General features: G+C 72.8%; 23 protein-coding genes. 20 read left to right on the forward strand and 3 right to left on the reverse strand.

Annotated features, from left to right (window positions below):
• The 4 genes from rho to prmC all read left to right on the forward strand — a co-directional run.
• The coding region (gene rho / locus NH342_RS23900; protein WP_305884902.1) for a transcription termination factor Rho at nucleotides 1-1742 on the forward strand (1742 nt) is incomplete at its 5' end.
• 124 nt (nucleotides 1743-1866) lie between these two features.
• Nucleotides 1867-2091, forward strand: coding sequence for a 50S ribosomal protein L31 (gene rpmE, locus NH342_RS12570; RefSeq protein WP_091555736.1), 225 nt, complete (start codon nucleotides 1867-1869; stop codon nucleotides 2089-2091).
• 86 nt (nucleotides 2092-2177) lie between these two features.
• Nucleotides 2178-3248, forward strand: a complete 1071-nt coding sequence (gene prfA, locus NH342_RS12575; RefSeq protein WP_253015218.1) for a peptide chain release factor 1 — start codon at nucleotides 2178-2180, stop codon at nucleotides 3246-3248.
• A 14-nt stretch (nucleotides 3249-3262) separates the two neighbouring features.
• Nucleotides 3263-4105: a peptide chain release factor N(5)-glutamine methyltransferase gene (gene prmC / locus NH342_RS12580; protein ID WP_256480206.1), complete on the forward strand. Its 843-nt coding sequence runs from the start codon at nucleotides 3263-3265 to the stop codon at nucleotides 4103-4105.
• On the opposite strand, the gene NH342_RS12585 is transcribed toward prmC, so the two are convergent.
• Complete coding sequence (locus tag NH342_RS12585) at nucleotides 4081-4851, reverse strand: endo alpha-1,4 polygalactosaminidase (protein WP_253015220.1); 771 nt, start codon at nucleotides 4849-4851, stop codon at nucleotides 4081-4083. The two genes, prmC and NH342_RS12585, sit on opposite strands and share 25 nt — an antisense overlap.
• 34 nt (nucleotides 4852-4885) lie before the next feature.
• Between NH342_RS12585 and NH342_RS12590 the strand changes: the two genes are divergently transcribed.
• The 14 genes from NH342_RS12590 to NH342_RS12655 all read left to right on the forward strand — a co-directional run bounded on the left by NH342_RS12590 (nucleotide 4886) and on the right by NH342_RS12655 (nucleotide 16140).
• Entirely contained in the window at nucleotides 4886-5527 is a 642-nt protein-coding gene (locus NH342_RS12590; RefSeq protein ID WP_253015221.1) for an L-threonylcarbamoyladenylate synthase, read from the forward strand.
• An 80-nt stretch (nucleotides 5528-5607) separates the two neighbouring features.
• Nucleotides 5608-6864, forward strand: a complete 1257-nt coding sequence (locus NH342_RS12595; RefSeq protein WP_253015222.1) for a glycosyltransferase family 4 protein — start codon at nucleotides 5608-5610, stop codon at nucleotides 6862-6864.
• Complete coding sequence (locus tag NH342_RS12600) at nucleotides 6861-7382, forward strand: hypothetical protein (RefSeq protein ID WP_253015223.1); 522 nt, start codon at nucleotides 6861-6863, stop codon at nucleotides 7380-7382. Before NH342_RS12595 ends, NH342_RS12600 begins: the two co-directional genes overlap by 4 nt.
• A gap of 14 nt (nucleotides 7383-7396) precedes the next feature.
• Nucleotides 7397-7780, forward strand: a complete 384-nt coding sequence (locus tag NH342_RS12605) for an AtpZ/AtpI family protein (RefSeq protein ID WP_253015224.1) — start codon at nucleotides 7397-7399, stop codon at nucleotides 7778-7780.
• Nucleotides 7777-8610 carry a F0F1 ATP synthase subunit A gene (gene atpB, locus NH342_RS12610; protein WP_253015225.1) on the forward strand — a complete coding sequence of 278 codons (834 nt, stop codon included), beginning with the start codon at nucleotides 7777-7779 and terminating at the stop codon, nucleotides 8608-8610. The genes NH342_RS12605 and atpB overlap by 4 nt, the downstream gene beginning before the upstream one ends.
• A 94-nt stretch (nucleotides 8611-8704) precedes the next feature.
• Complete coding sequence (gene atpE, locus NH342_RS12615; protein ID WP_091065686.1) at nucleotides 8705-8941, forward strand: ATP synthase F0 subunit C; 237 nt, start codon at nucleotides 8705-8707, stop codon at nucleotides 8939-8941.
• Between the two features lie 34 nt (nucleotides 8942-8975).
• On the forward strand, nucleotides 8976-9545 hold the full coding sequence (locus NH342_RS12620) for a F0F1 ATP synthase subunit B (protein WP_253015226.1): 570 nt from the start codon (nucleotides 8976-8978) through the stop codon (nucleotides 9543-9545).
• On the forward strand, nucleotides 9545-10378 hold the full coding sequence (locus NH342_RS12625; protein WP_253015227.1) for a F0F1 ATP synthase subunit delta: 834 nt from the start codon (nucleotides 9545-9547) through the stop codon (nucleotides 10376-10378). Before NH342_RS12620 ends, NH342_RS12625 begins: the two co-directional genes overlap by 1 nt.
• A 50-nt stretch (nucleotides 10379-10428) precedes the next feature.
• Nucleotides 10429-12066 (forward strand): F0F1 ATP synthase subunit alpha, encoded by a 1638-nt coding sequence (gene atpA / locus NH342_RS12630; protein WP_253015228.1) that lies wholly within the window; start codon nucleotides 10429-10431, stop codon nucleotides 12064-12066.
• 1 nt (nucleotide 12067) lies between these two features.
• Nucleotides 12068-13030, forward strand: coding sequence for a F0F1 ATP synthase subunit gamma (locus NH342_RS12635; RefSeq protein WP_253015229.1), 963 nt, complete (start codon nucleotides 12068-12070; stop codon nucleotides 13028-13030).
• A 51-nt stretch (nucleotides 13031-13081) separates the two neighbouring features.
• Nucleotides 13082-14524 (forward strand): F0F1 ATP synthase subunit beta, encoded by a 1443-nt coding sequence (gene atpD, locus NH342_RS12640; protein ID WP_253015230.1) that lies wholly within the window; start codon nucleotides 13082-13084, stop codon nucleotides 14522-14524.
• A gap of 257 nt (nucleotides 14525-14781) precedes the next feature.
• Nucleotides 14782-15048, forward strand: coding sequence for a hypothetical protein (locus NH342_RS12645; RefSeq protein WP_253015231.1), 267 nt, complete (start codon nucleotides 14782-14784; stop codon nucleotides 15046-15048).
• A gap of 260 nt (nucleotides 15049-15308) precedes the next feature.
• Nucleotides 15309-15701: a F0F1 ATP synthase subunit epsilon gene (locus NH342_RS12650; protein WP_253015232.1), complete on the forward strand. Its 393-nt coding sequence runs from the start codon at nucleotides 15309-15311 to the stop codon at nucleotides 15699-15701.
• 34 nt (nucleotides 15702-15735) lie between these two features.
• The gene (locus NH342_RS12655) at nucleotides 15736-16140 is read left to right on the forward strand and encodes a DUF2550 domain-containing protein (protein WP_253015233.1); all 405 of its coding nucleotides are present in this window, start codon (nucleotides 15736-15738) and stop codon (nucleotides 16138-16140) included.
• Here the strand turns inward: NH342_RS12655 and NH342_RS12660 are convergent.
• The gene (locus NH342_RS12660) at nucleotides 16137-16748 is read right to left on the reverse strand and encodes a cob(I)yrinic acid a,c-diamide adenosyltransferase (protein WP_253015234.1); all 612 of its coding nucleotides are present in this window, start codon (nucleotides 16746-16748) and stop codon (nucleotides 16137-16139) included. The two genes, NH342_RS12655 and NH342_RS12660, sit on opposite strands and share 4 nt — an antisense overlap.
• Nucleotides 16749-16787: 39 nt before the next feature.
• Between NH342_RS12660 and murA the strand changes: the two genes are divergently transcribed.
• Entirely contained in the window at nucleotides 16788-18077 is a 1290-nt protein-coding gene (gene murA, locus NH342_RS12665; RefSeq protein ID WP_253015235.1) for a UDP-N-acetylglucosamine 1-carboxyvinyltransferase, read from the forward strand.
• Nucleotides 18078-18085: 8 nt separating this feature from the next.
• Here murA and NH342_RS12670 read toward each other — a convergent pair whose 3' ends face one another.
• Nucleotides 18086-18409 carry a hypothetical protein gene (locus NH342_RS12670; RefSeq protein WP_253015236.1) on the reverse strand — a complete coding sequence of 108 codons (324 nt, stop codon included), beginning with the start codon at nucleotides 18407-18409 and terminating at the stop codon, nucleotides 18086-18088.
• A 98-nt stretch (nucleotides 18410-18507) separates the two neighbouring features.
• On the opposite strand from NH342_RS12670, the gene NH342_RS12675 reads away from it, so the two are divergent.
• Complete coding sequence (locus NH342_RS12675) at nucleotides 18508-20517, forward strand: methylmalonyl-CoA mutase family protein (RefSeq protein ID WP_253015237.1); 2010 nt, start codon at nucleotides 18508-18510, stop codon at nucleotides 20515-20517.
• The last annotated feature ends 10 nt before the right edge of the window (nucleotides 20518-20527 follow it).

Genomic DNA, 20527 nt, shown 5'->3' on the forward strand with positions numbered 1-20527 from the left:
GAACCGACCGGGACGACCGCGGCGCCGACCGCGACGAGCAGGACCGCGACGACCGCGGCGGCCGGGCACGCTCCCGCAACCGCGGCGAGGACCGCGACGGCGGCCGTGACCAGGGCCGGGACCGGGACCAGGGCCGCGCCGACGGCCGGGACCAGAGCCGGGACCAGAGCCGGGACCAGGGCCGTGCCGACGGCCGGGACCGGGACGACGACCGCGACCGGGGCCCCGCGCGCGAGCGCGCCGACTCCCGCGACAACGGCCGGGACACCGGTGGGCGCGACCACGAGGACGACCGCGGGGACCGCGGGCGCACCCGCAACCGCGGCGAGGGACGCCCGGACAACCGCGGCGGCAACGCCGGCCCGGACAACCGGGGCGACCGCACCGACGGGCGGGACAACGGGCGCGACACGGGCCGGGACACCGGCCGTGACACCGGCAGGGACGCCCGCGACGACGAGGACGACGACGACTTCGAGGGCAACGGCCGGCGTCGCGGCCGCCGCTACCGCGACCGCAACCGGCGCGGCGGCACCCAGGGCGGGCGCGACCGCTACGACCAGGGCGAGCCCACCGTGGCCGAGGACGACGTCCTGCTGCCGGTCGCCGGCATCCTCGACGTGCTGGACAACTACGCCTTCGTCCGCACCTCGGGCTACCTGACCGGGCCCAACGACGTCTACGTCTCCCTGTCCCAGGTGCGCCGCTACGGCCTGCGCCGCGGCGACGCCATCACCGGTGCGGTCCGCCAGCCCCGCGAGGGCGAGCGCAAGGACAAGTACAACGCCCTGGTCCGGCTGGACTCGGTCAACGGCCTGGACCCCGAGCAGGCCCGCACCCGCCCGGAGTTCACCAAGCTGGTCCCGCTCTACCCGCAGGACCGGCTGCGGCTGGAGACCGAGCCGCACCTGCTCACCACCCGGGTCATCGACCTGGTCATGCCGATCGGCAAGGGCCAGCGCGCGCTGATCGTCAGCCCGCCCAAGGCCGGCAAGACGATGGTGCTGCAGGCGATCGCCAACGCGATCACCACCAACAACCCCGAGTGCCACCTCATGGTCGTCCTGGTCGACGAGCGGCCCGAGGAGGTCACCGACATGCAGCGGTCGGTGAAGGGCGAGGTCATCGCCTCCACCTTCGACCGCCCGCCGTCGGACCACACCACGGTCGCGGAGCTCTCGATCGAGCGGGCCAAGCGGCTGGTCGAGATGGGCCACGACGTCGTCGTCCTGCTGGACTCCATCACCCGGCTGGGCCGTGCCTACAACCTGGCGGCCCCCGCCAGCGGGCGCATCCTGTCCGGCGGCGTGGACTCCACGGCCCTCTACCCGCCCAAGCGCTTCCTGGGTGCCGCCCGCAACATCGAGAACGGCGGCTCGCTGACCATCATCGCCTCGGCGCTGGTGGAGACCGGCTCGACGATGGACACGGTCATCTTCGAGGAGTTCAAGGGCACCGGGAACGCCGAGGTCAAGCTCGACCGGCGGCTGGCCGACAAGCGGGTCTTCCCCGCCGTCGACGTCAACGCCTCCTCCACCCGCAAGGAGGAGCTGCTGATGAGCCCGGACGAGCTGGCCATCGTCATCAAGCTCCGCCGGGTGCTGGCCGGGCTGGAGCCGCAGCAGGCCCTCGAGCTCCTGCTGGGTCAGCTGAAGAAGACCCGCAACAACATCGAGTTCCTCATGCAGGTGCAGAAGACCACCCTGCGCGACGACCAGCCCCAGGGCGGGCGCAGCTCCTGAGTGTGGGAGACTGACCGACCGAGCCCCGGCGCAGGCGGAATACCAGCCCGCCGACGACGTTCACCACCATGCACGGCCGACGCACCCCGGCCTGCGCGACAGACCTAGAGAGAGGGCGAGGGACATGAAGCCCGGCATCCACCCCGACTACCACGAGACCGCTGTGACCTGCGGCTGTGGCAACACCTTCACCACCCGCAGCACCATCCCCGGCGGCACGCTGACCGTCGAGATGTGCTCGGCCTGCCACCCCTTCTACACGGGCAAGCAGCGCGTGCTGGACACCGGCGGCCGCGTGGCCCGCTTCGAGAAGCGCTTCGGCAAGCGCACCGCCGGCGCGAGCAAGTAGCACCCCCGACGGCGCCCGCGCCGCTCCCCACCGGGAGCGGGCGGGCGCCGTCGTCGTGTCGTGGTCACGTCGATCGAGGAGAGGTCATGAGCGGGACACCGGACGGCGGGCTGGCCGACCTGCTGGCCGAGCACGCCTCCCTCGAGCTGGAGCTCGCCGAGCCCTCCGTGCACGCCGACCAGTCCCGGGCCCGCCGGCTGGCCCGCCGCTACGCCGCGCTGGCCCCCGTCGTGGCCACCTCGCACGCACTGGACGCCGCCCGCGCCGACCTCGGTGCCGCCCGCGAGCTCGCCGACGAGGACCCCGCCTTCGCCGCCGAGGCCCGCACCCTGGAGGCGGAGATCGAGCGGCTGGAGGATCGGCTGCGCGAGCAGCTGCTGCCCAAGGACCCCGACGACGACAAGGACGTCATCCTGGAGATCAAGGCGGGGGAGGGCGGTGCGGAGTCCGCGCTGTTCGCCGGCGACCTGCTGCGCATGTACCTGCGCTACGCCGAGCGCCGCGGCTGGGCCACCGAGGTCCTGGACGCCGTGGACGCCGAGCTCGGTGGCTACAAGGACGTCGCCGTGGCGGTCAAGGCCCGCGGCGACGAGGGCATCTGGTCCCGGCTGAAGTTCGAGGGCGGCGTGCACCGCGTGCAGCGCGTGCCGGTCACCGAGAGCCAGGGCCGCATCCACACCTCCGCCGTCGGCGTCCTGGTGCTGCCCGAGGCCGAGGAGGTCGACGTCACCATCGACCCGGCCGACCTGCGCATCGACGTCTTCCGGTCCTCGGGCCCGGGCGGGCAGAGCGTGAACACCACCGACTCCGCCGTCCGGATCACCCACCTGCCCACCGGCACCGTCGTCAGCTCGCAGAACGAGAAGAGCCAGCTGCAGAACAAGGAGTCCGCGCTGCGCGTGCTGCGCTCCCGGCTGCTGGCCGCCGCGCGGGAGGAGGCGGCGGCGACGGCGTCCGACGCCCGCCGCAGCCAGGTCCGCACCGTCGACCGCAGCGAGCGGGTGCGCACCTACAACTACCCGGAGAACCGCATCTCCGACCACCGCGTCGGGTTCAAGGCGCACAACCTGGACGCCGTGCTCGACGGCGACCTCGACGCCGTGATCGACGCGCTGGTCACCGCGCACACCGCCGAGCTCCTCGAGGCCGGCAGCTGAGCCCGCGCGACCTGCTGGCCGCCGCCACCCGGCGGCTGGCCGACGCCGGCGTGGAGTCCCCCCGCACGGACGCCGAGCTGCTGCTCGCCCACGCCCTCGGCGTCCCCCGGCAGCGGCTGCTCACCCTCGCCGACGTCGCCGACCCCGGCCGCTTCGAGGGCCTCCTCGCCCAGCGCGCCGACCGGGTGCCGCTGCAGCACCTCACCGGACGGGCACCCTTCCGGCACCTCGAGCTCGCCGTCGGCCCCGGGGTGTTCGTGCCGCGGCCGGAGACCGAGCTCGTCGCGGGCTGGGTGCTCGACCGGGTGGCCGGCACGGACGCCCCGGTCGTGGTCGACCTCGGCACCGGCTCGGGCGCCATCGCGCTGTCGGTCGCGCACGAACACCCCGGTGCCCGGGTCACCGCCGTGGAGCGCGACCCCGACGCCATCGCCTGGACCCGGGTCAACGCCGCCGCCCGTGCCGACGCCGGGGACACCCCGGTCACCGTGCTGGCCGGGGACATGACCGACCCCGCACTGCTGAGCGACCTCGACGGCACCGTCGACGTCGTCGTCTCCAACCCGCCCTACGTGCCCGACGACGCCCGGCTGCCGCGCGAGGTCGCCGACCACGACCCGCCGCTGGCGCTGTGGGGCGGCCCCGACGGCCTGGACGTCGTCCGCGGCCTGCTGCGGACGGCGGCCCGGCTGCTGCGGCCCGGTGGCCTGCTGGCGATCGAGCACGCCGACGCGCAGGGCACCTCGCTGCCGGCGCTGGTGCGCGCGCACGGCGGCTTCACCGGCGTGGCCGACCACCCCGACCTCGCCGGCCGGCCCCGCTTCACCACCGCTCAGCTGCAGAACCGGGACGTGTAGCCCTCGCTGCCCGGCACCGACACGTCCAGGTCCCGGCGCTGCACCGCGACCCGGTCGCCCCGAGCGGCGCAGGCCTCGGCGAACGCGTCGTCGGTGTACTCCACCTCGATGACCCGGTCGCCGTAGGCGTCGGTGTAGACGTCGCACTCGTCGTGCACCTGGCACTGCTCGGTGACCGCGTAGTCCAGGCCCAGGGCGGCGCCGTCGAGCTCAGCGGCGTTCTTCTGCGCGATGTCCAGGCCCGCGGCGTGCGCGCGGTCGACGAGCAGCCGGGTCATCGCCTCGGCGTCGGCCCGGGTGAGCAGGCCGTCGGACCGGGTCCAGCTGTCCAGGTTGTCCGGTTCCACCGCGTCGAACCCGTCGGCCGCGCACCCGTCGACCCACGACCCGACCAGCTCGGCCACCCGCGCGCGCAGCTGCGGCGTCGAGATGTCGAGCAGGAACTCCCCGGGCCAGTCCGGGTCCTCGACGCGCTGGCCGTCCGGCGTGCGCAGCTGCAGGTCCTGCGGCACCTCGTCGCTACCCGGCTGGGTCTGGAAGGCGTTGACGTAGCAGGCCGACCACAGCCCCGGCGCCGGCGGGTCGGTGCGGTCACGGACCACCCCGGTGACGCCGTCGGCCGGCTCGTACGCGCCGCCGAGCTGGTAGTCCACCCGCAGCCCCCACGGCGGGCCGTCCACCCCGCCGTCGGTGGGCGCCGAGCAGGCCGTCAGCACCAGCAGGACCACCAGCAGCCACCCGCGCACGGGCCGCAGCCTAGGTGGGGGAGACTGGGCACCCGTGGCCGACGTCTACGACTGCACCGACCCCGAGCAGCGCGCCGCGGGCATCGCCGCCGCCGCTGCCGCCCTCTCCCGCGGGGAGCTCGTGCTGCTGCCCACCGACACCGTCTACGGGGTCGCCGCCGACGCCTTCACCCCCGACGCCGTCGCCCGTCTGCTGGCGGCCAAGAACCGCGGCCGGCACATGCCGGTGCCGGTGCTGGTGCCCGAGGCCTCGACCCTGGCCGGCCTGGTCACCGTCGTGCCGCCGGACGCGCACGCGCTGGCGCGGGAGTTCTGGCCCGGGGGGCTGACCCTGGTGATGGAGCACACCCCGACGCTGTCGTGGGACCTGGGCGAGAGCGAGGGCACGGTCGCCGTCCGGCTGCCCGACGACGACGTCGCCCGCGACCTGCTCCGCCGCACCGGCCCGCTGGCGGTCTCCAGCGCCAACCGCTCCGGCCGGCCGGCCGCGACCAGCGCCGAGCAGGCCGAGTACCAGCTCGGTGAGCACGCCGCGGTGGTCCTGGACGACGGCCCCCGCGAGGTCGGCGCGCCCAGCACGATCGTCGACTGCACCGGTGACCGCCCCCGCGTGCTGCGCGTCGGCGCGGTCGACGTCGAGGCGCTGCGCGCGGTGGTGCCCGCCCTCGTCGAGTAGCCGAGGTCCCGGGCGCACCCAGCCCCGCGGGATACCGTGGGCGCCGTCGTCGCCCTTCCCGGACGGAGCCCGAACCCCTCGTGCGCGAGTACGTCGTCGTCTGCCTCACCGCGGCGCTGGTCACCTACCTGACCACGCCGGTGGTGCGGATGCTGGCGATGCGGCTGAAGGTCGTCTCGGCGGTCCGCGCGCGGGACGTGCACGTCATCCCCACCCCGCGCGGGGGAGGGGTGGCCATGTACGCCGGGGTGGCCGCCGCCGTCCTGGTGGCCAGCAAGTTGCCGGCGCTGCAGCGCACCTTCGACGACTCCCAGACCTACGCCGTCCTCGTCGCCGGGGGCCTGATCTGCCTGCTCGGGGTGCTGGACGACCGCTTCGAGATCGACGCGCTCACCAAGCTCACCGGCCAGATCGCCTGCGCCGGTGTGATGGTGCTGCTCGGGGTGCAGTTCTTGTACGTCTTCCTGCCCTTCGGCAACATCGGCACCCTGATCCTCGGCGACACCGGTGTGCCGCTGACCATCCTGACCACGGTGCTGGTGGTCAATGCGCTGAACTTCATCGACGGCCTGGACGGCCTGGCCGCCGGGGTCTCGGCCATCTCGGCGATCGCGCTGTTCGCCTACAGCTACAACCTCGGCCTGGTCGGCTACGGCGACACCGCCTCGGCGCCGGCCCTGATCACCGCCGTGCTGGCCGGGGCGTGCCTGGGCTTCCTGCCGCACAACTTCTCCCCGGCCCGGATCTTCATGGGCGACTCCGGCTCGATGCTGGTCGGGCTGATGCTGTCGGCGGCCGCGGTGTCGGCCACCGGCCGGGTGGACACCCAGAGCTTCGACTCAGCGGCCAGCATCCTGCCGCTGGCCCTGCCGCTGCTCATCCCGCTCGCGGTGCTGTTCATCCCGTTCACCGACCTGGTGCTCGCCGTCGTGCGCCGCACCCGCAAGGGCCAGTCGCCCTTCAGCCCGGACAAGATGCACCTGCACCACCGACTGCTGTCCATCGGCCACTCGCACCGGCGCGCGGTGCTGATCATGTACTTCTGGGCAGCGCTGCTCAGCTTCGGTGCGGTCGCGCTGTCGATCACCGGTGGACGCGTCGAGCTGCTGGTGGTGGTGGGCACCCTGCTCGTGGTGGGCGTGGTCGTGGTCCTCAGCCCGCGCGCCCGCCGGGCCGAGCGGACGGCGGCGTCGGTGGCCGCCTCGGAGGCCCGCGTCGCCCGGGCGGGCCGGTGGTGGCGCCGCCGCCCCGGGTCCCGGCAGCGGCCGGCCGTACCGTCACGGGGAGGAACCAGCCCCTCCCCACGCACCCCCGACCCCACCGGAGCACCCCGATGACCCGTCCGGCCGCCCGCACCGGGCCGCGCAGCGCGGCCGGTCCGTGGGACCTGTCCTCCCTGCGGGCGGGTGCGCTGGTCACCGGCGGTCTGGCGCTGGTCGCCGTCCCGGTGGTCGGGCTGCTCGCCGGGTGGCCCGAGGCGCTGGGCGTCGTGCTCGGCGCCGCGATCACCACGGCCTTCTTCTGCCTGTCCGGCTACGCGATCGCCTGGGCCGGCAAGATCGACGACTCGTTCACCCTGCCCGCGGCCCTGGGCGCCTTCATGGTCAAGATCATCGGGTTCTACGCGCTGCTCTCCGCGCTGCCCGCCGACGGGGTGCCCGACCGCACGGCGACCGCCTGGGCGGTGATCGCCGGGGCGCTGCTGTGGAGCGGGGTGCAGGCGCGCTGGGTGTGGACCCGTCAGCTGTACTACACGACCCCGCCGGCACCCCCTGCACGACCTGCGGCGTCACCCGATCCGGGCGTTCTGCGACAGCCTGTAGAAGACCCCGGTCAGGCGTCCACAGGCGGCTGATAGTGTCCGATGTGATGGACAGCGCCTCCCCGCAGAACGGTGGCCGCCGACCTGACCCCTCCCCGTCCGCGCAGACGCACCGCAGCGGTGCCGACGTCGGGTGGGGGATCACCGGGACCCTGCTGTCCGGGCTGGTCGTGTGGGGCGGGGCCGGGTGGCTGCTGGACCGCTGGCTGGAGACCCGTCTGTTCGTGGTCGTCGGCATGCTCCTCGGGCTGGCGTCGGCCATCTACCTGGTCGTGGTCAAGTACGGTGCGGCCGGCGACGAGCCGGTCAGGATCAGCTCGACCAGCTACAGCAAGATCAGCTCGACGAGCTACACGACCTACCGCAGGACCCCGGGCGGACGACGGAGCCGGCCACGGGCGCAGCAGATGACGCAGAAGGGACACCGGTGACCTCCAGCGCCTCCGCGCTCGCCAGCGTGCTCGCGGTCGAGAGCGACCCCGGCGGCGGCTTCGTCGCGCCGAGCATCGCCGAGTTCTACCCGCCGGCGCTGGCCGAGTTCTCGATCTTCGGGATCGACTTCACGATCACCCGCATCACGGTGATCTCCTGGATCGCCACCGCCGCGATCCTCGCCTTCCTGGTGCTGGCCAGCCGGCGGATGACCGTCGTGCCGCGCAAGGCGCAGTTCTTGCTCGAGGGCGGCTACAGCCTCGTCCGGGACAACATCGCCCGCGACGTCATCGGCCCGAAGTACAAGCCGTTCGTCCCGTTCCTGGGTGCGCTGTTCTTCTTCATCCTGGCGAACAACGCGATGAGCATCATCCCGTTCTTCCAGATCTCGCCGATGAGCAAGTTCGCCTACCCGCTGGTGCTGGCGATCCTGGTCTACATCCTCTACAACGCGGTCTCGATCAAGAACAAGGGCCTGGGGGGCTACCTCAAGGAGGTCGCCGTCCCGCCGGGCGTGCCGCCGGTCTTCCTGATCCTGGTGACGCCGATCGAGCTGCTCCAGGTCTTCATCATCCGGCCGTTCACCCTGGCGGTCCGACTCTTCGCCAACCTGTTCGCCGGCCACATGCTGCTGGTGGTGTTCTCCCTCGGCACGGTGTACCTGCTGGGCAAGGTCGGCGAGAACTTCTCCTTCGTGTTCGCGCCGTTCTCCTTCCTCATGGCGTTGTTCATGACCTTCTTCGAGGTGCTGGTGATCGTGCTGCAGGCCTACGTCTTCACCGTCCTCACCGCCACCTACCTGAACGGAGCCGTGGAGGAGGGCCACTGAGGCCCGCTCCTCGACCCGTTCGACCCCCAGACGCACCACCCCGCCAGCCACCCGGGACCACCCCGGGTGACCGACACAGGAGGAACACCCCGCAATGGACGTTCTCGCGGAGATCTACGGCAGCATCGGTTCCGTCGGCTACGGCCTCGCCGCCATCGGCCCCGGCATCGGTGTGGGCATCGTGTGGGCCGCCTACATCCAGGCGACCGCCCGCCAGCCCGAGTCGGCCGGCCTGACCCGCACCTACGCCTTCCTCGGCGCCGCCCTGTCCGAGGCGCTCGCGCTCATCGGCCTGGTCGTCCCCTTCATCTTCGGCGCCGGCCAGCCCTGATCCCGGCTGACCCCCGCACCGAGACCATCAGGAGGTGACCTCCGTGCACATCTTCGCTGCAGAAGGTGAGCAGAACCCGCTTCTGCCTCCTGTCGGCGAGATCATCGTCGGCCTCATCACGTTCGCGATCCTGGCGTTCGTCGTCGTGAAGTTCGTCTTCCCGATGATCGAGAAGACGTTCCAGGAGCGGCGCAACGCGATCGAGGGCGGCATCGAGCGGGCGGAGGCCGCCCAGGCCGAGGCCAAGGCCGCGCTGGAGCAGTACCGCGCGCAGCTGGCCGAGGCCCGCACCGAGGCCGCGCAGATCCGTGACGCCGCCCGGGCCGAGGGCCAGCAGATCCTCGAGGAGCTGCGCACCCAGGCCCAGGAGGAGTCGGCCCGGATCGTCGCCCGCGGCGAGGAGCAGCTCGCTGCCTCCCGCCAGCAGGTGGTCAACGAGCTGCGCGGGCAGATCGGATCCATGGCCGTGACGCTGGCCGGTCGCGTGGTGGGGGAGTCCCTCGAGGACGAGGCCCGCCGCCGCGGCACGGTCGACCGATTCCTGGACGAGCTGGACGCCATGTCCTCCTCGACCCCGGGCGCGACCCCCCAGGGCGACCGCTGATGCAGGCCGCCAGCCGCGAGGCGCTCGCGCACTGCCGCGAACGCCTGGCCACCCACACCGGCGGGCCCTCGGGTGCCCGGTCCGACGGCCAGGGCCTCATCGGCCTGGCCGACGACCTGTTCGCCGTGGCCGACCTGCTCGGCGGCCAGGTCTCGCTCCGGCGGGCCCTGGCCGACGCGTCGGTCCGGCCCGACGACCGGGCCGGGGTGGTCGCGCGGCTGCTGACCGGCAAGGTCGGCGACGCCGCCCTCGACGTCGTGCAGACCGTGGCCCGGCAGCGCTGGTCGCGCCCGCTGGACCTGGTCGAGGCGGTGGAGACCCTCGCCACCGACGCGGCGCTGGACGCCGCGGAGGCCCGCGGCGAGCTGGACACCGTCGAGGACGAGCTCTTCCGGTTCGGCCGGATCGTCGACGGCGACCAGGAGCTGGGCAGGCTGCTCGGCGACCCCGCCGCCAACCGTGCGGGGAAGACCGCGCTGCTGGACCGGCTGCTGTCGGGCAAGGTCTCGCCGGTCACCGAGCGGCTGGTCAGGAACTCCCTGACGAGCCGGCACGTGCACAACGCAGCGGTCGCCGTCGAGCGCCTCTCCGAGGCGGCCTCGGCCCGGCGCGGCCAGTCGGTCGCGCACGTGGTCAGCGCCGTCGAGCTGAGCGACGCCCAGCGGCAGCGGCTGACGGGGATCCTCGAGCGGACGTACGGGCGCACCATCGGCCTGCAGGTCCAGGTCGACCCCTCGATCGTCGGGGGCCTGGTCATCCGGGTCGGCGACGAGATCGTCGACGGCAGCATCGCCAACCGGCTGGCAGCGGCCGGCCGGCGCTTCGCCGGCTGACCCCCACCACCACAGACAGAACCTGAGCAGGGAAGAGGACACCCAGGGCCATGGCCGAGCTCACGATCTCCGCGGACGAGATCCGCAGTGCCATCCAGAACTACGTCAGTGACTACAGCACCGACGTCTCCCGCGAGGAGGTCGGCACCGTCACCGAGGCCGGCGACGGCATCGCCCGGGTCGAGGGCCTGCCCTCGGTCATGACCAACGAGCTCCTGGAGTTCGAGGGCGGCGTGCGCGGGCTGGCCCTGAACCTCGACGTGCGCGAGGTCGGCGTGGTCATCCTCGGCGACTTCGCCTCGATCGAGGAAGGCCAGACGGTGCGCCGCACCGGACAGGTCCTCTCGGTGCCCGTCGGCGAGGGCTTCCTCGGCCGCGTCGTCGACCCGCTGGGCATGCCCATCGACGGCGGCGGCGAGATCGAGACCAGCGAGCGCCGCGCGCTGGAGCTGCAGGCCCCCTCGGTGGTCCAGCGCCAGTCCGTCGGCGAGCCGCTGGCCACCGGGATCAAGGCCATCGACGCCATGACCCCGATCGGCCGCGGCCAGCGCCAGCTGATCATCGGCGACCGCCAGACCGGCAAGACCGCGATCGCGATCGACACGATCATCAACCAGAAGGCGGCCTGGGCCACCGGCGACCCGAAGCAGCAGGTCCGCTGCATCTACGTCGCCGTCGGCCAGAAGGGCTCCACCATCGCCGGCGTCAAGGCCGCGCTGGAGGACGCCGGGGCGATGGAGTACACCACCATCGTCGCCGCCCCCGCCTCGGACTCCGCGGGCTTCAAGTACATCGCGCCCTACACCGGCTCGGCCATCGGCCAGCACTGGATGTACGAGGGCAAGCACGTCCTCATCGTGTTCGACGACCTGTCCAAGCAGGCCGAGGCCTACCGCGCCGTCTCCCTGCTGCTGCGCCGCCCGCCGGGCCGCGAGGCCTACCCCGGCGACGTCTTCTACTTGCACTCCCGCCTGCTGGAGCGCTGCGCGAAGCTGTCCGACGACCTCGGTGCCGGCTCCCAGACGGGCCTGCCGATCATCGAGACCAAGGGCAACGACGTCTCGGCCTACATCCCGACCAACGTCATCTCGATCACCGACGGGCAGATCTTCCTCGAGACCGGTCTGTTCAACTCCGGTGTCCGCCCGGCCATCAACGTCGGCATCTCGGTGTCCCGGGTCGGCGGCTCGGCGCAGACGAAGGCCATGAAGGCCGTCGCCGGCCGGCTGCGCCTGGACCTGGCCCAGTACCGCGAGCTGGAGGCGTTCTCCTCCTTCTCCTCGGACCTGGACGCCTCCTCCCGCGCCACCCTGGACCGCGGTCAGCGCCTGGTCGAGCTGCTCAAGCAGGGCCAGTACGCGCCGTTCTCCCTGGAGCGCGAGGTGGTCTCCCTGTGGCTGGGCACCCGCGGCAAGCTCGACGTCGTCCCGGTCGGCGACGTGCGCCGCTTCGAGTCCGAGTTCCTGGACTACCTGTCCCGCGGTGACTCCGGTGCGCTGGACGCCATCCGGACCTCGCTCAAGCTCGAGGACGACACCGTGGCCTCGCTCGAGTCCGCCGTCGACTCCTTCTACGGCCAGTTCACCACCAGCGACGGCGAGTCGCTGAAGGTGAACGAGCCCGAGGTCGAGGCGATGGACGCGTCCGAGCGCGGCCAGGAGCGCGTCCAGGTCAAGAAGAAGGGCTGACATGGCCGCATCGCTCCGGCAGCTGAGGCGCCGCATCCGCTCCACCCGGTCGACGAAGAAGATCTTCTCGGCCCAGGAACTGATCGCCGGTGCCCGCATCGTGCGCGCCCAGAACCGGGTGGAGGCCTCCAAGCCCTACGCCCGCGAGATCACCAAGGTGCTCTCGGCCCTGGCGTCCTCGGCGAGCCTGGACCACCCGCTGCTCACCGAGCGGGACAAGCCGGGCCGGGTGGCGGTGCTGGTCATCACCTCCGACCGCGGCTTCGCGGGGTCCTACAACGTCAACGTGCTGCGCCGGACCGAGGAGCTGCTCGCGCTGCTGCGCAGCGAGGGCAAGGACCCGGTGCTCTACGTCGTCGGCCGCAAGGGCGAGACCTACTACCGGTTCCGCGACCGGCCGATGGTCGACACGTGGACCGGGTTCTCCGAGCAGCCGGCCTACTCCGACGCCCAGGCCGTGGGCAGCACCCTGATCGACGCCTTCACCGCCGGTGAGGACGACGACACGGGCAACGCCGACGGCATCGAGGGCGTCGACGAGCTGCACATCGTCTACACCGAATTCCGCTCCCTGCTCTCCCAGGTGCCCGTCGCCAAGCGCATGGCGCCCCTGGAGGTCGAGGAGGTGGAGGAGTTCGAGCACGAGCGCGAGGACGCCCAGGCCGGCCAGAGGTCGACCGACGTCCCCACCTCCTACGAGTTCGAGCCCTCCGCCGAGGCGCTGCTGGACGCGCTGCTGCCGAAGTACATCAGCACCCGCATCTACGCGGCCATGCTCGAGTCGGCGGCCTCGGAGTCGGCGTCCCGGCGCCGGGCGATGAAGTCCGCCTCCGACAACGCCGAGGAGCTGGCCAAGAACCTCTCCCGGCAGGCGAACGCCGCCCGCCAGGCCGGCATCACCCAGGAGATCAGCGAGATCGTCGGCGGCGCCGACGCCCTCGTGTCCAGCGGGTCGGACATCTGACCCCGTGACCACGCATGCGCGCACGTCCACCACCAGCCAGGAGAACCAGCGATGACCCTCACCGAGGACCGTCCGAGCACGAGCGAGACCACCGGCTCCGGCCGCGTCGTCCGGGTCACCGGCCCGGTCGTCGACGTGGAGTTCCCCCGCGACTCGATGCCCGAGCTGTTCAACGCCCTGCACGTCGACGTCACCCTCGCCGACCTGGGCAAGACCCTCACCCTCGAGGTCGCCCAGCACCTCGGGGACAACGTCGTGCGCACCATCTCGATGGAGCCCACCGACGGCCTGGTCCGCGGGGCCGAGGTCCGCGACACCGGCTCGGCCATCTCGGTCCCGGTCGGCGACCAGGTCACCGGGCACGTCTTCAACGCCCTCGGCGTCTGCCTGGACGAGCCCGGCCACGGCGCCGACGGCGAGCGCTGGACCATCCACCGGCACGCGCCGAAGTTCGACCAGCTCGAGGGCCGCACCGAGATGCTGGAGACCGGCATCAAGGTCATCGACCTGCTGACCCCCTACATCAAGGGCGGGAAGATCGGGCTGTTCGGCGGGGCCGGCGTCGGCAAGACCGTCCTCATCCAGGAGATGATCCGCCGGGTCGCCCAGGAGTTCGGCGGTGTCTCGGTGTTCGCCGGCGTCGGCGAGCGCACCCGCGAGGGCAACGACCTCATCACCGAGATGACCGAGTCCGGCGTCATCAACTCCACCGCGCTGGTCTTCGGCCAGATGGACGAGCCGCCGGGCACGCGCCTGCGGGTCGCGCTGTCGGCGCTGACGATGGCGGAGTACTTCCGCGACGAGAAGGACCAGGACGTCCTCCTCTTCATCGACAACATCTTCCGGTTCACCCAGGCCGGGTCCGAGGTCTCCACGTTGCTGGGCCGCATGCCCTCCGCCGTGGGGTACCAGCCGACCCTGGCCGACGAGATGGGCGAGCTGCAGGAGCGGATCACCTCGACCCGCGGTCGGTCCATCACCTCGCTGCAGGCCATCTACGTGCCCGCCGACGACATCACCGACCCGGCCCCGCACACCACGTTCGCCCACCTGGACGCCACGACGAACCTGTCGCGGCCGATCTCGGAGAAGGGCATCTACCCCGCCGTCGACCCGCTGGACTCCACCAGCCGGATCCTCGACGCGCAGTACGTGGGCCAGGAGCACTACGACATCGCGTCGGAGGTCAAGCGGATCCTGCAGCGCTACCAGGAGCTGCAGGACATCATCGCGATCCTCGGCATCGACGAGCTCGGTGAGGAGGACAAGGTCACCGTGAACCGGGCCCGCCGCATCGAGCGGTTCCTCTCCCAGAACATGTTCGTGGCCGAGGCCTTCACCGGTCAGCCGGGCTCCTTCGTCCCGCTGTCGGAGACGCTGCAGGCGTTCAAGGCGCTCACCGAGGGCGAGTACGACCACGTCCCCGAGCAGGCGTTCTTCATGTGCGGTGGTCTCGAGGACCTCGAGGCGAACGCGGCGAAGCTGACCAAGTAGTCGCACGCTCCGGCGCCACGACGGCCGGGTGCCCCCACGGGGGTGCCCGGCCGTCGTCGTCCGCGGGCCCGTGCGGCGCCGTCCCAGGAGCCCCACTAGCATCGACGCCGAGGCCGCGGCGCTGCGTCCTCGACCCCCGTCCCTCGACCACCCGTTCGGGTGGTGGTTGCCGTCCGCCCTCGCGGCGGGGCAGGGTGGGACTCGAAGATCACGGAGAGAGCACCGGCAGACCGCCGGTGCGCGGCAGGAGAACCAGCGTGGACGACAGCCCGAACCCCGGAGCGTCCCCGGTCCTCGGCGCGCCGCCGGCCCCCGCCGACCCGCTCCCGACCCCTTCCGCCGCCGAGCATCCCTCGGCCCCGCTGCCGGCCGTCGACGGTGACTGGTGCTGGCCGCCCTACGCCCCGCCACCGCCTGCGGACACCCCGCGCTTCGACATCGACGAATGGGCGCCGAGCTCGGTGGTCCGCCGCCCGCTGGTCCGCCTCGGTCGGTGGACCCTGCTCTACCGCCGCGGTCTCTGACCAGCGCCCCCAGTAGGGGAAGGACCCCGTCGCCCCCCACGCCTCGCGGGCTCGGCGCGGGTCCCTGCGACGGGGCCAACGGCCCGGACACCTGCGGCGGCTAGGTGAAGGACCCCGTCGCCCCCCACGCCTCGCGGGCTCGGCGCGGGCCCCTGCGACGGGGCCAACGGCCCGGACACCTGCGGCGGCTAGACTCTTTCTGACCCGTCGCCGTGAGGCGACCAGCGCACCGGCAAGTCCGGTGGACCCCGAGGAGTGTCGTGGCGACCCTGCAGGTCGAGCTCGTGGCCGTCGAGCGCCGGATCTGGTCCGGCGAGGCGACGATGGTGATCGCCCGTACCACCGAGGGCGAGCTCGGCGTCCTGCCCGGGCACGCCCCGCTGCTCGGTGAGCTCGCCCCCGGCGGCGTGGTGACCATCCGGGTCGAGGGCGGCGAGGACCTGGTCGTGGCCGCGCACGGCGGCTTCCTGTCGGTCACCGAGCAGGGGGTCTCCATCCTGGCCGAGACCGCTGAGATCTCGACCGAGATCGACGTGGAGCGGGCCCGCGAGGCGCTGCGCCGCGCCGAGGCGGCCTCCGACGACGACGAGGACGCCCTCGCCGCCGCCCGCCGGGCCCAGTCCCGCCTCCGCGCGGCGGGTCAGGCGGCCTGAGGCCTCGGGCGGGCCGGCGGCCGGGACGACGACGGTGACCACCGTCCTGCTCGTCCTGCTGGCCGTGGCCGTGGTCGCCCTGGTCGCGACGTTCGTCCTGCGCCGCCGGTTCCTGCTCTCCGGTCTCGGCGCGGTCACCATGTGGCTGCGACCGGTCGGTGCCCCGCGCTGGTCGGTCGGCGTCGCCTGGTACTCCGGTGAGCAGCTGCTCTGGTACCGGGCCCTCTCGCTGTCGGTGCGGCCCACGCAGCGGCTGTGCCGCAGCGAGTTCCACGTCGAGGGCCGGCGCCGCCCGACCGTCGAGGACGGCGCGGTGCCCGACGACAGCCAGGTGCTCATCTGCCGCACCGGGGCCGGGCCGCAGGAGCTGGCCATGGACTCCTCGACGGTGACCGGCTTCCTCTCCTGGATCGAGTCGGCCCCGCCGCTGGGTCGCTAGTCGCCCTGCTGCATCGCGGCGCGCTGCGCGTGCGCGCCGCTGTGCGCACCCGGCTCCCACAGCACGTCCCCGCCGGGGTTGGCCTCCCGGGACAGGATGAACAGCAGGTCCGACAGCCTGTTGAGGTACTTCGCGGTCTCCGGGTTGGTCCGCTCGGCATCGGCGTGCAGCAGCGCCCACACGCTGCGCTCGGCCCGCCGCGCCACGGTGCGCGACTGGTGCAGCAGCGCGGCCAGCGGTGTGCCGCCGGGCAGGATGAACGACGCCAGCTTCGGCAGCGCCTCGTTGTGCTCGTCGCAGGCCGCCTCGAGGCGTTCGGTGTAGGCGGGGGTGATCCGCAGCGGCGGGTACTCCGGGTCGGGCGTGATCGGGGTGCACAGGTCGGCGCCGACGTCGAACAGGTCGTTCTGCACGCTGCGCAGCAGCTCGGTCAGCCCGGCGGTGGGTGAGCCCAGCGCCAGCGCGACCCCGAGGACCGAGTTGGTCTCGTCGACGTCGGCGTAGGCCACCAACCGGGGGTCGGTCTTGGACACCCGGCTCATGTCGCCGAGGTGGGTCTCGCCGGCGTCACCGGTCTTGGTGTAGATGCGGGTGAGCCGGACCGTCATGCCCGCAGCCTATGCAGCCCGCGCGTCTAGGGTTGTGCGGTGGACTGCTTCGAGGTGACCGGCGGGACGTCGCTGCGCGGACGCGTGCGGGTGACCGGTGCGAAGAACAGCGCGCTCAAGCTGATGGCGGCGGCGCTGCTGGCCAGCGGCCGGACCACCATCGAGGAGGTCCCCGACATCCTCGACGTGGCGATCATGAGCGAGGTGCTGCGCCGGCTCGGCTGCGGCGTGGAGTTCGAGCGCTACGCCGACGGCCGCGGGGGCGGGGGTGGCCGGCTCGTCGTCGACGTGCCCGAGGACCCCTCCAGCGAGACCGACTACGACCTCGTGCGCCGGATGCGTGCCTCGATCAGCGTGCTCGGCCCCCTGGTCGCCCGCTGCGGCCAGGCCAAGGTCGCGCTGCCCGGCGGCGACGCGATCGGCTCGCGCGGGCTGGACATGCACGTGGCCGGCCTGGAGAAGCTGGGGGCCACCGTGCGCAGCGAGCACGGCTTCCTCATCGCCACCGCGCCCCGGCTGGTGGGCACCTCGATCTGGCTGGACTTCCCGTCGGTCGGGGCCACCGAGAACCTGGTCATGGCCGCCGTCCTCGCCGAGGGCACCACCGTGGTCGACAACGCCGCCCGCGAGCCCGAGATCGTCGACATCTGCACGATGCTCACCGAGATGGGCGCCCGCATCTCCGGGGCCGGCTCCTCGACCATCACCGTCGAGGGCGTGACCGAGCTGCACCCGGTCACCCACACCACCGTCCCCGACCGGATCGTGGCCGGCACCTGGGCCGTCGGTGCGGTGATGACGCGGGGGGACGTCGTCGTGGAGCGGGCGGTCCCCGAGCACCTGTCGGTCGCGCTGGACAAGCTGACGATGGCCGGGGCCACCGTGGAGCAGGTCGAGGGCGGCATCCGGGTGGTGATGACCGAGCGGCCGGCCGCCGTCGACGTCGTGACCCTGCCCTTCCCGGGGTTCCCGACCGACCTGCAGCCGATGGCCGTGGCGCTGGCCGCGGTCTCCACCGGCACCGCGCTGATCACCGAGAACGTGTTCGAGGGCCGGTTCATGTTCGTCAACGAGCTGGTCCGGCTCGGCGGCGACGTGCGCATCGACGGGCACCACGCGGTGGTCCGGGGGCGCGAGCGGCTCTCCAGCGCCCCGGTGCTGGCCACCGACATCCGGGCCGGGGTCGGGCTGGTGCTGGCCGGCCTGTGCAGCGACGGGGTCACCGAGGTGGCCGACGTCCACCACGTGGACCGGGGCTACCCCGACTTCGTGGAGCAGCTGCGCGGACTGGGCGCCACCATCGAGCGCACCCACCGCGACCGGGACTGAGCGGGTCCCTAGTTCTGGAACGTCCCCGCCAGGGCCCGGGCGCGGGCGGCGTCCTCGGGGAACACCAGGACGTCGGCCCGGTGCGGCGCGGGGAAGCGCACGGTGGAGCGGATGCCGGCGTCGGACAGCACCGCCCGCAGCGCCAGCGCGGAGTCCTTGCGGGTCAGCGTCGCCACCCGGGTCAGCAGGCCGTCCTCGGCGGAGGGCCGGGTGGCCTTCTTCGGCGTCGAGGAGGCGAACGCCCAGCGCAGGAAGACCGCGATGATCGCCAGCACGATGAACGCGATCACCGGGCCCACGGCGTAGTGCAGGCTGCCGGCGTCGATGGGCACGGGGGCTCCTCCAGGGTGTGCGGGATGCAACCGAGTGTGCCACTGCGTGAGGCGGACGACACTGTGGTTACCCGCCAGTAGCCCTACACTCCGCGGACATGCCGACCCCTTCAGCGCCGAAGGACCGGGACCGCCCGTGGGTGATGCGCACCTACGCGGGCCACTCCTCCCCGGCCGAGTCCAACGCCCTCTACCGCCGCAACCTGGCCAAGGGCCAGACCGGCCTGTCGGTGGCCTTCGACCTGCCCACCCAGACCGGCTACGACCCCGACGACGCACTGGCCACCGGCGAGGTGGGCAAGGTCGGCGTCCCGGTGAGCCACCTCGGTGACATGCGGGCGCTCTTCGACGGCATCCCGCTGGCGGAGATGAACACCTCGATGACCATCAACGCCACCGCGATGTGGCTGCTGGCGCTCTACCAGGTGGTCGCGGAGGAGCAGGGCGCCGACGTCGCGCAGCTGGCCGGCACCACGCAGAACGACATCGTCAAGGAGTACCTGTCCCGCGGCACCTACGTGTTCCCCCCGGCGCCCAGCATGCGGCTGATCACCGACATGGTCGCCCACACGGTGACGGCGATGCCGAAGTGGAACCCGATCAACATCTGCAGCTACCACCTGCAGGAGGCCGGGGCCACGCCGGTGCAGGAGATCGCCTACGCGATGAGCACCGCGATCGCCGTCCTGGACTCCGTGCGCGACTCCGGCCAGGTGCCCCAGGAGCGGTTCGGCGACGTGGTGGCCCGGATGTCGTTCTTCGTCAACGCCGGCGTCCGGTTCGTGGAGGAGATGTGCAAGATGCGCGCCTTCACCCAGCTCTGGGACGAGCTGACCCGGGAGCGCTACGGCGTGGCCGACCCCAGGCACCGGCGGTTCCGCTACGGGGTGCAGGTCAACTCCCTGGGCCTGACCGAGGCGCAGCCGGAGAACAACGTGCAGCGCATCGTGCTGGAGATGCTCGCCGTCACCCTCTCCAAGGACGCCCGGGCCCGCGCCGTGCAGCTGCCGGCCTGGAACGAGGCGTTGGGCCTGCCCCGGCCCTGGGACCAGCAGTGGTCGCTGCGGCTGCAGCAGGTGCTGGCCTACGAGACCGACCTGCTCGAGCACGACGACCTGTTCACCGGCTCGGTCGTCGTCGAGGCCAAGGTCGGCGAGCTGCTCGAGGGTGCCCGCGCCGAGATGGCCCGGGTCGAGGAGATGGGCGGTGCGGTCGCCGCGGTGGAGTCCGGCTACATGAAGGGCCAGCTGGTCGCCTCGCTCGCCGAGCGCCGCCGCCGGATGGAGAGCGGCGAGGACGTCGTCGTCGGGGTCAACAAGTTCGAGTCCACCGAGCCCAACCCGCTCACCGCCGACCTGGACACCGCGATCCAGACCGTCGACCCGGCCGTGGAGGCCGCCGCGCAGGACGCCGTCCGCGCCTGGCGGGCGGAGCGGGACGACGCCGCGGTGGCGCAGGCGCTCGAGGACCTGAAGCGGGTCGCCGGCACCGAGGAGAACCTGGTCGCCGCGACGCTGGCCTGCGTGCGGGTGGGCGTGACCACGGGGGAGTGGGCCGGCGCGCTGCGCGAGGTGTTCGGCGAGTACCGCGCGCCCACGGGCGTCTCGGCGGCGACCACCGGGGAGGCCGACGGCTCGCTCGCCGAGGTCCGCGAGCGGGTCCGGGCCACCGGCGAGGAGCTGGGCGGCCGGCTGCGGCTGCTGGTCGGCAAGCCGGGCCTGGACGGGCACTCCAACGGCGCCGAGCAGATCGCCGTCCGGGCCCGGGACGCCGGGTTCGAGGTGGTCTACCAGGGCATCCGGCTGACCCCGGCGCAGATCGTGTCCGCCGCGGTCGAGGAGGACGTGCACGTGGTGGGCCTGTCGGTGCTGTCGGGCTCGCACCTGCAGGTGGTGCCCGCCGTCCTGGCCGGCCTGAAGGACGCCGGGCTGGACGACGTCCCCGTGGTGGTCGGCGGGATCGTGCCCGACGGCGACGCGCGGCGGCTGCGCGAGCAGGGCGTGGCCCGCGTCTTCACCCCGAAGGACTTCGGGATGACCGACATCATGGGCCAGATCGTGGACGTCGTCCGCGAGGCGAACGGCCTGGACGCACCCGTCCCGGCCTAGGGCACCCCGC

This window comes from Klenkia sp. PcliD-1-E (genome assembly GCF_024124375.1).
In the GTDB taxonomy this organism is placed as follows: domain Bacteria; phylum Actinomycetota; class Actinomycetes; order Mycobacteriales; family Geodermatophilaceae; genus Klenkia.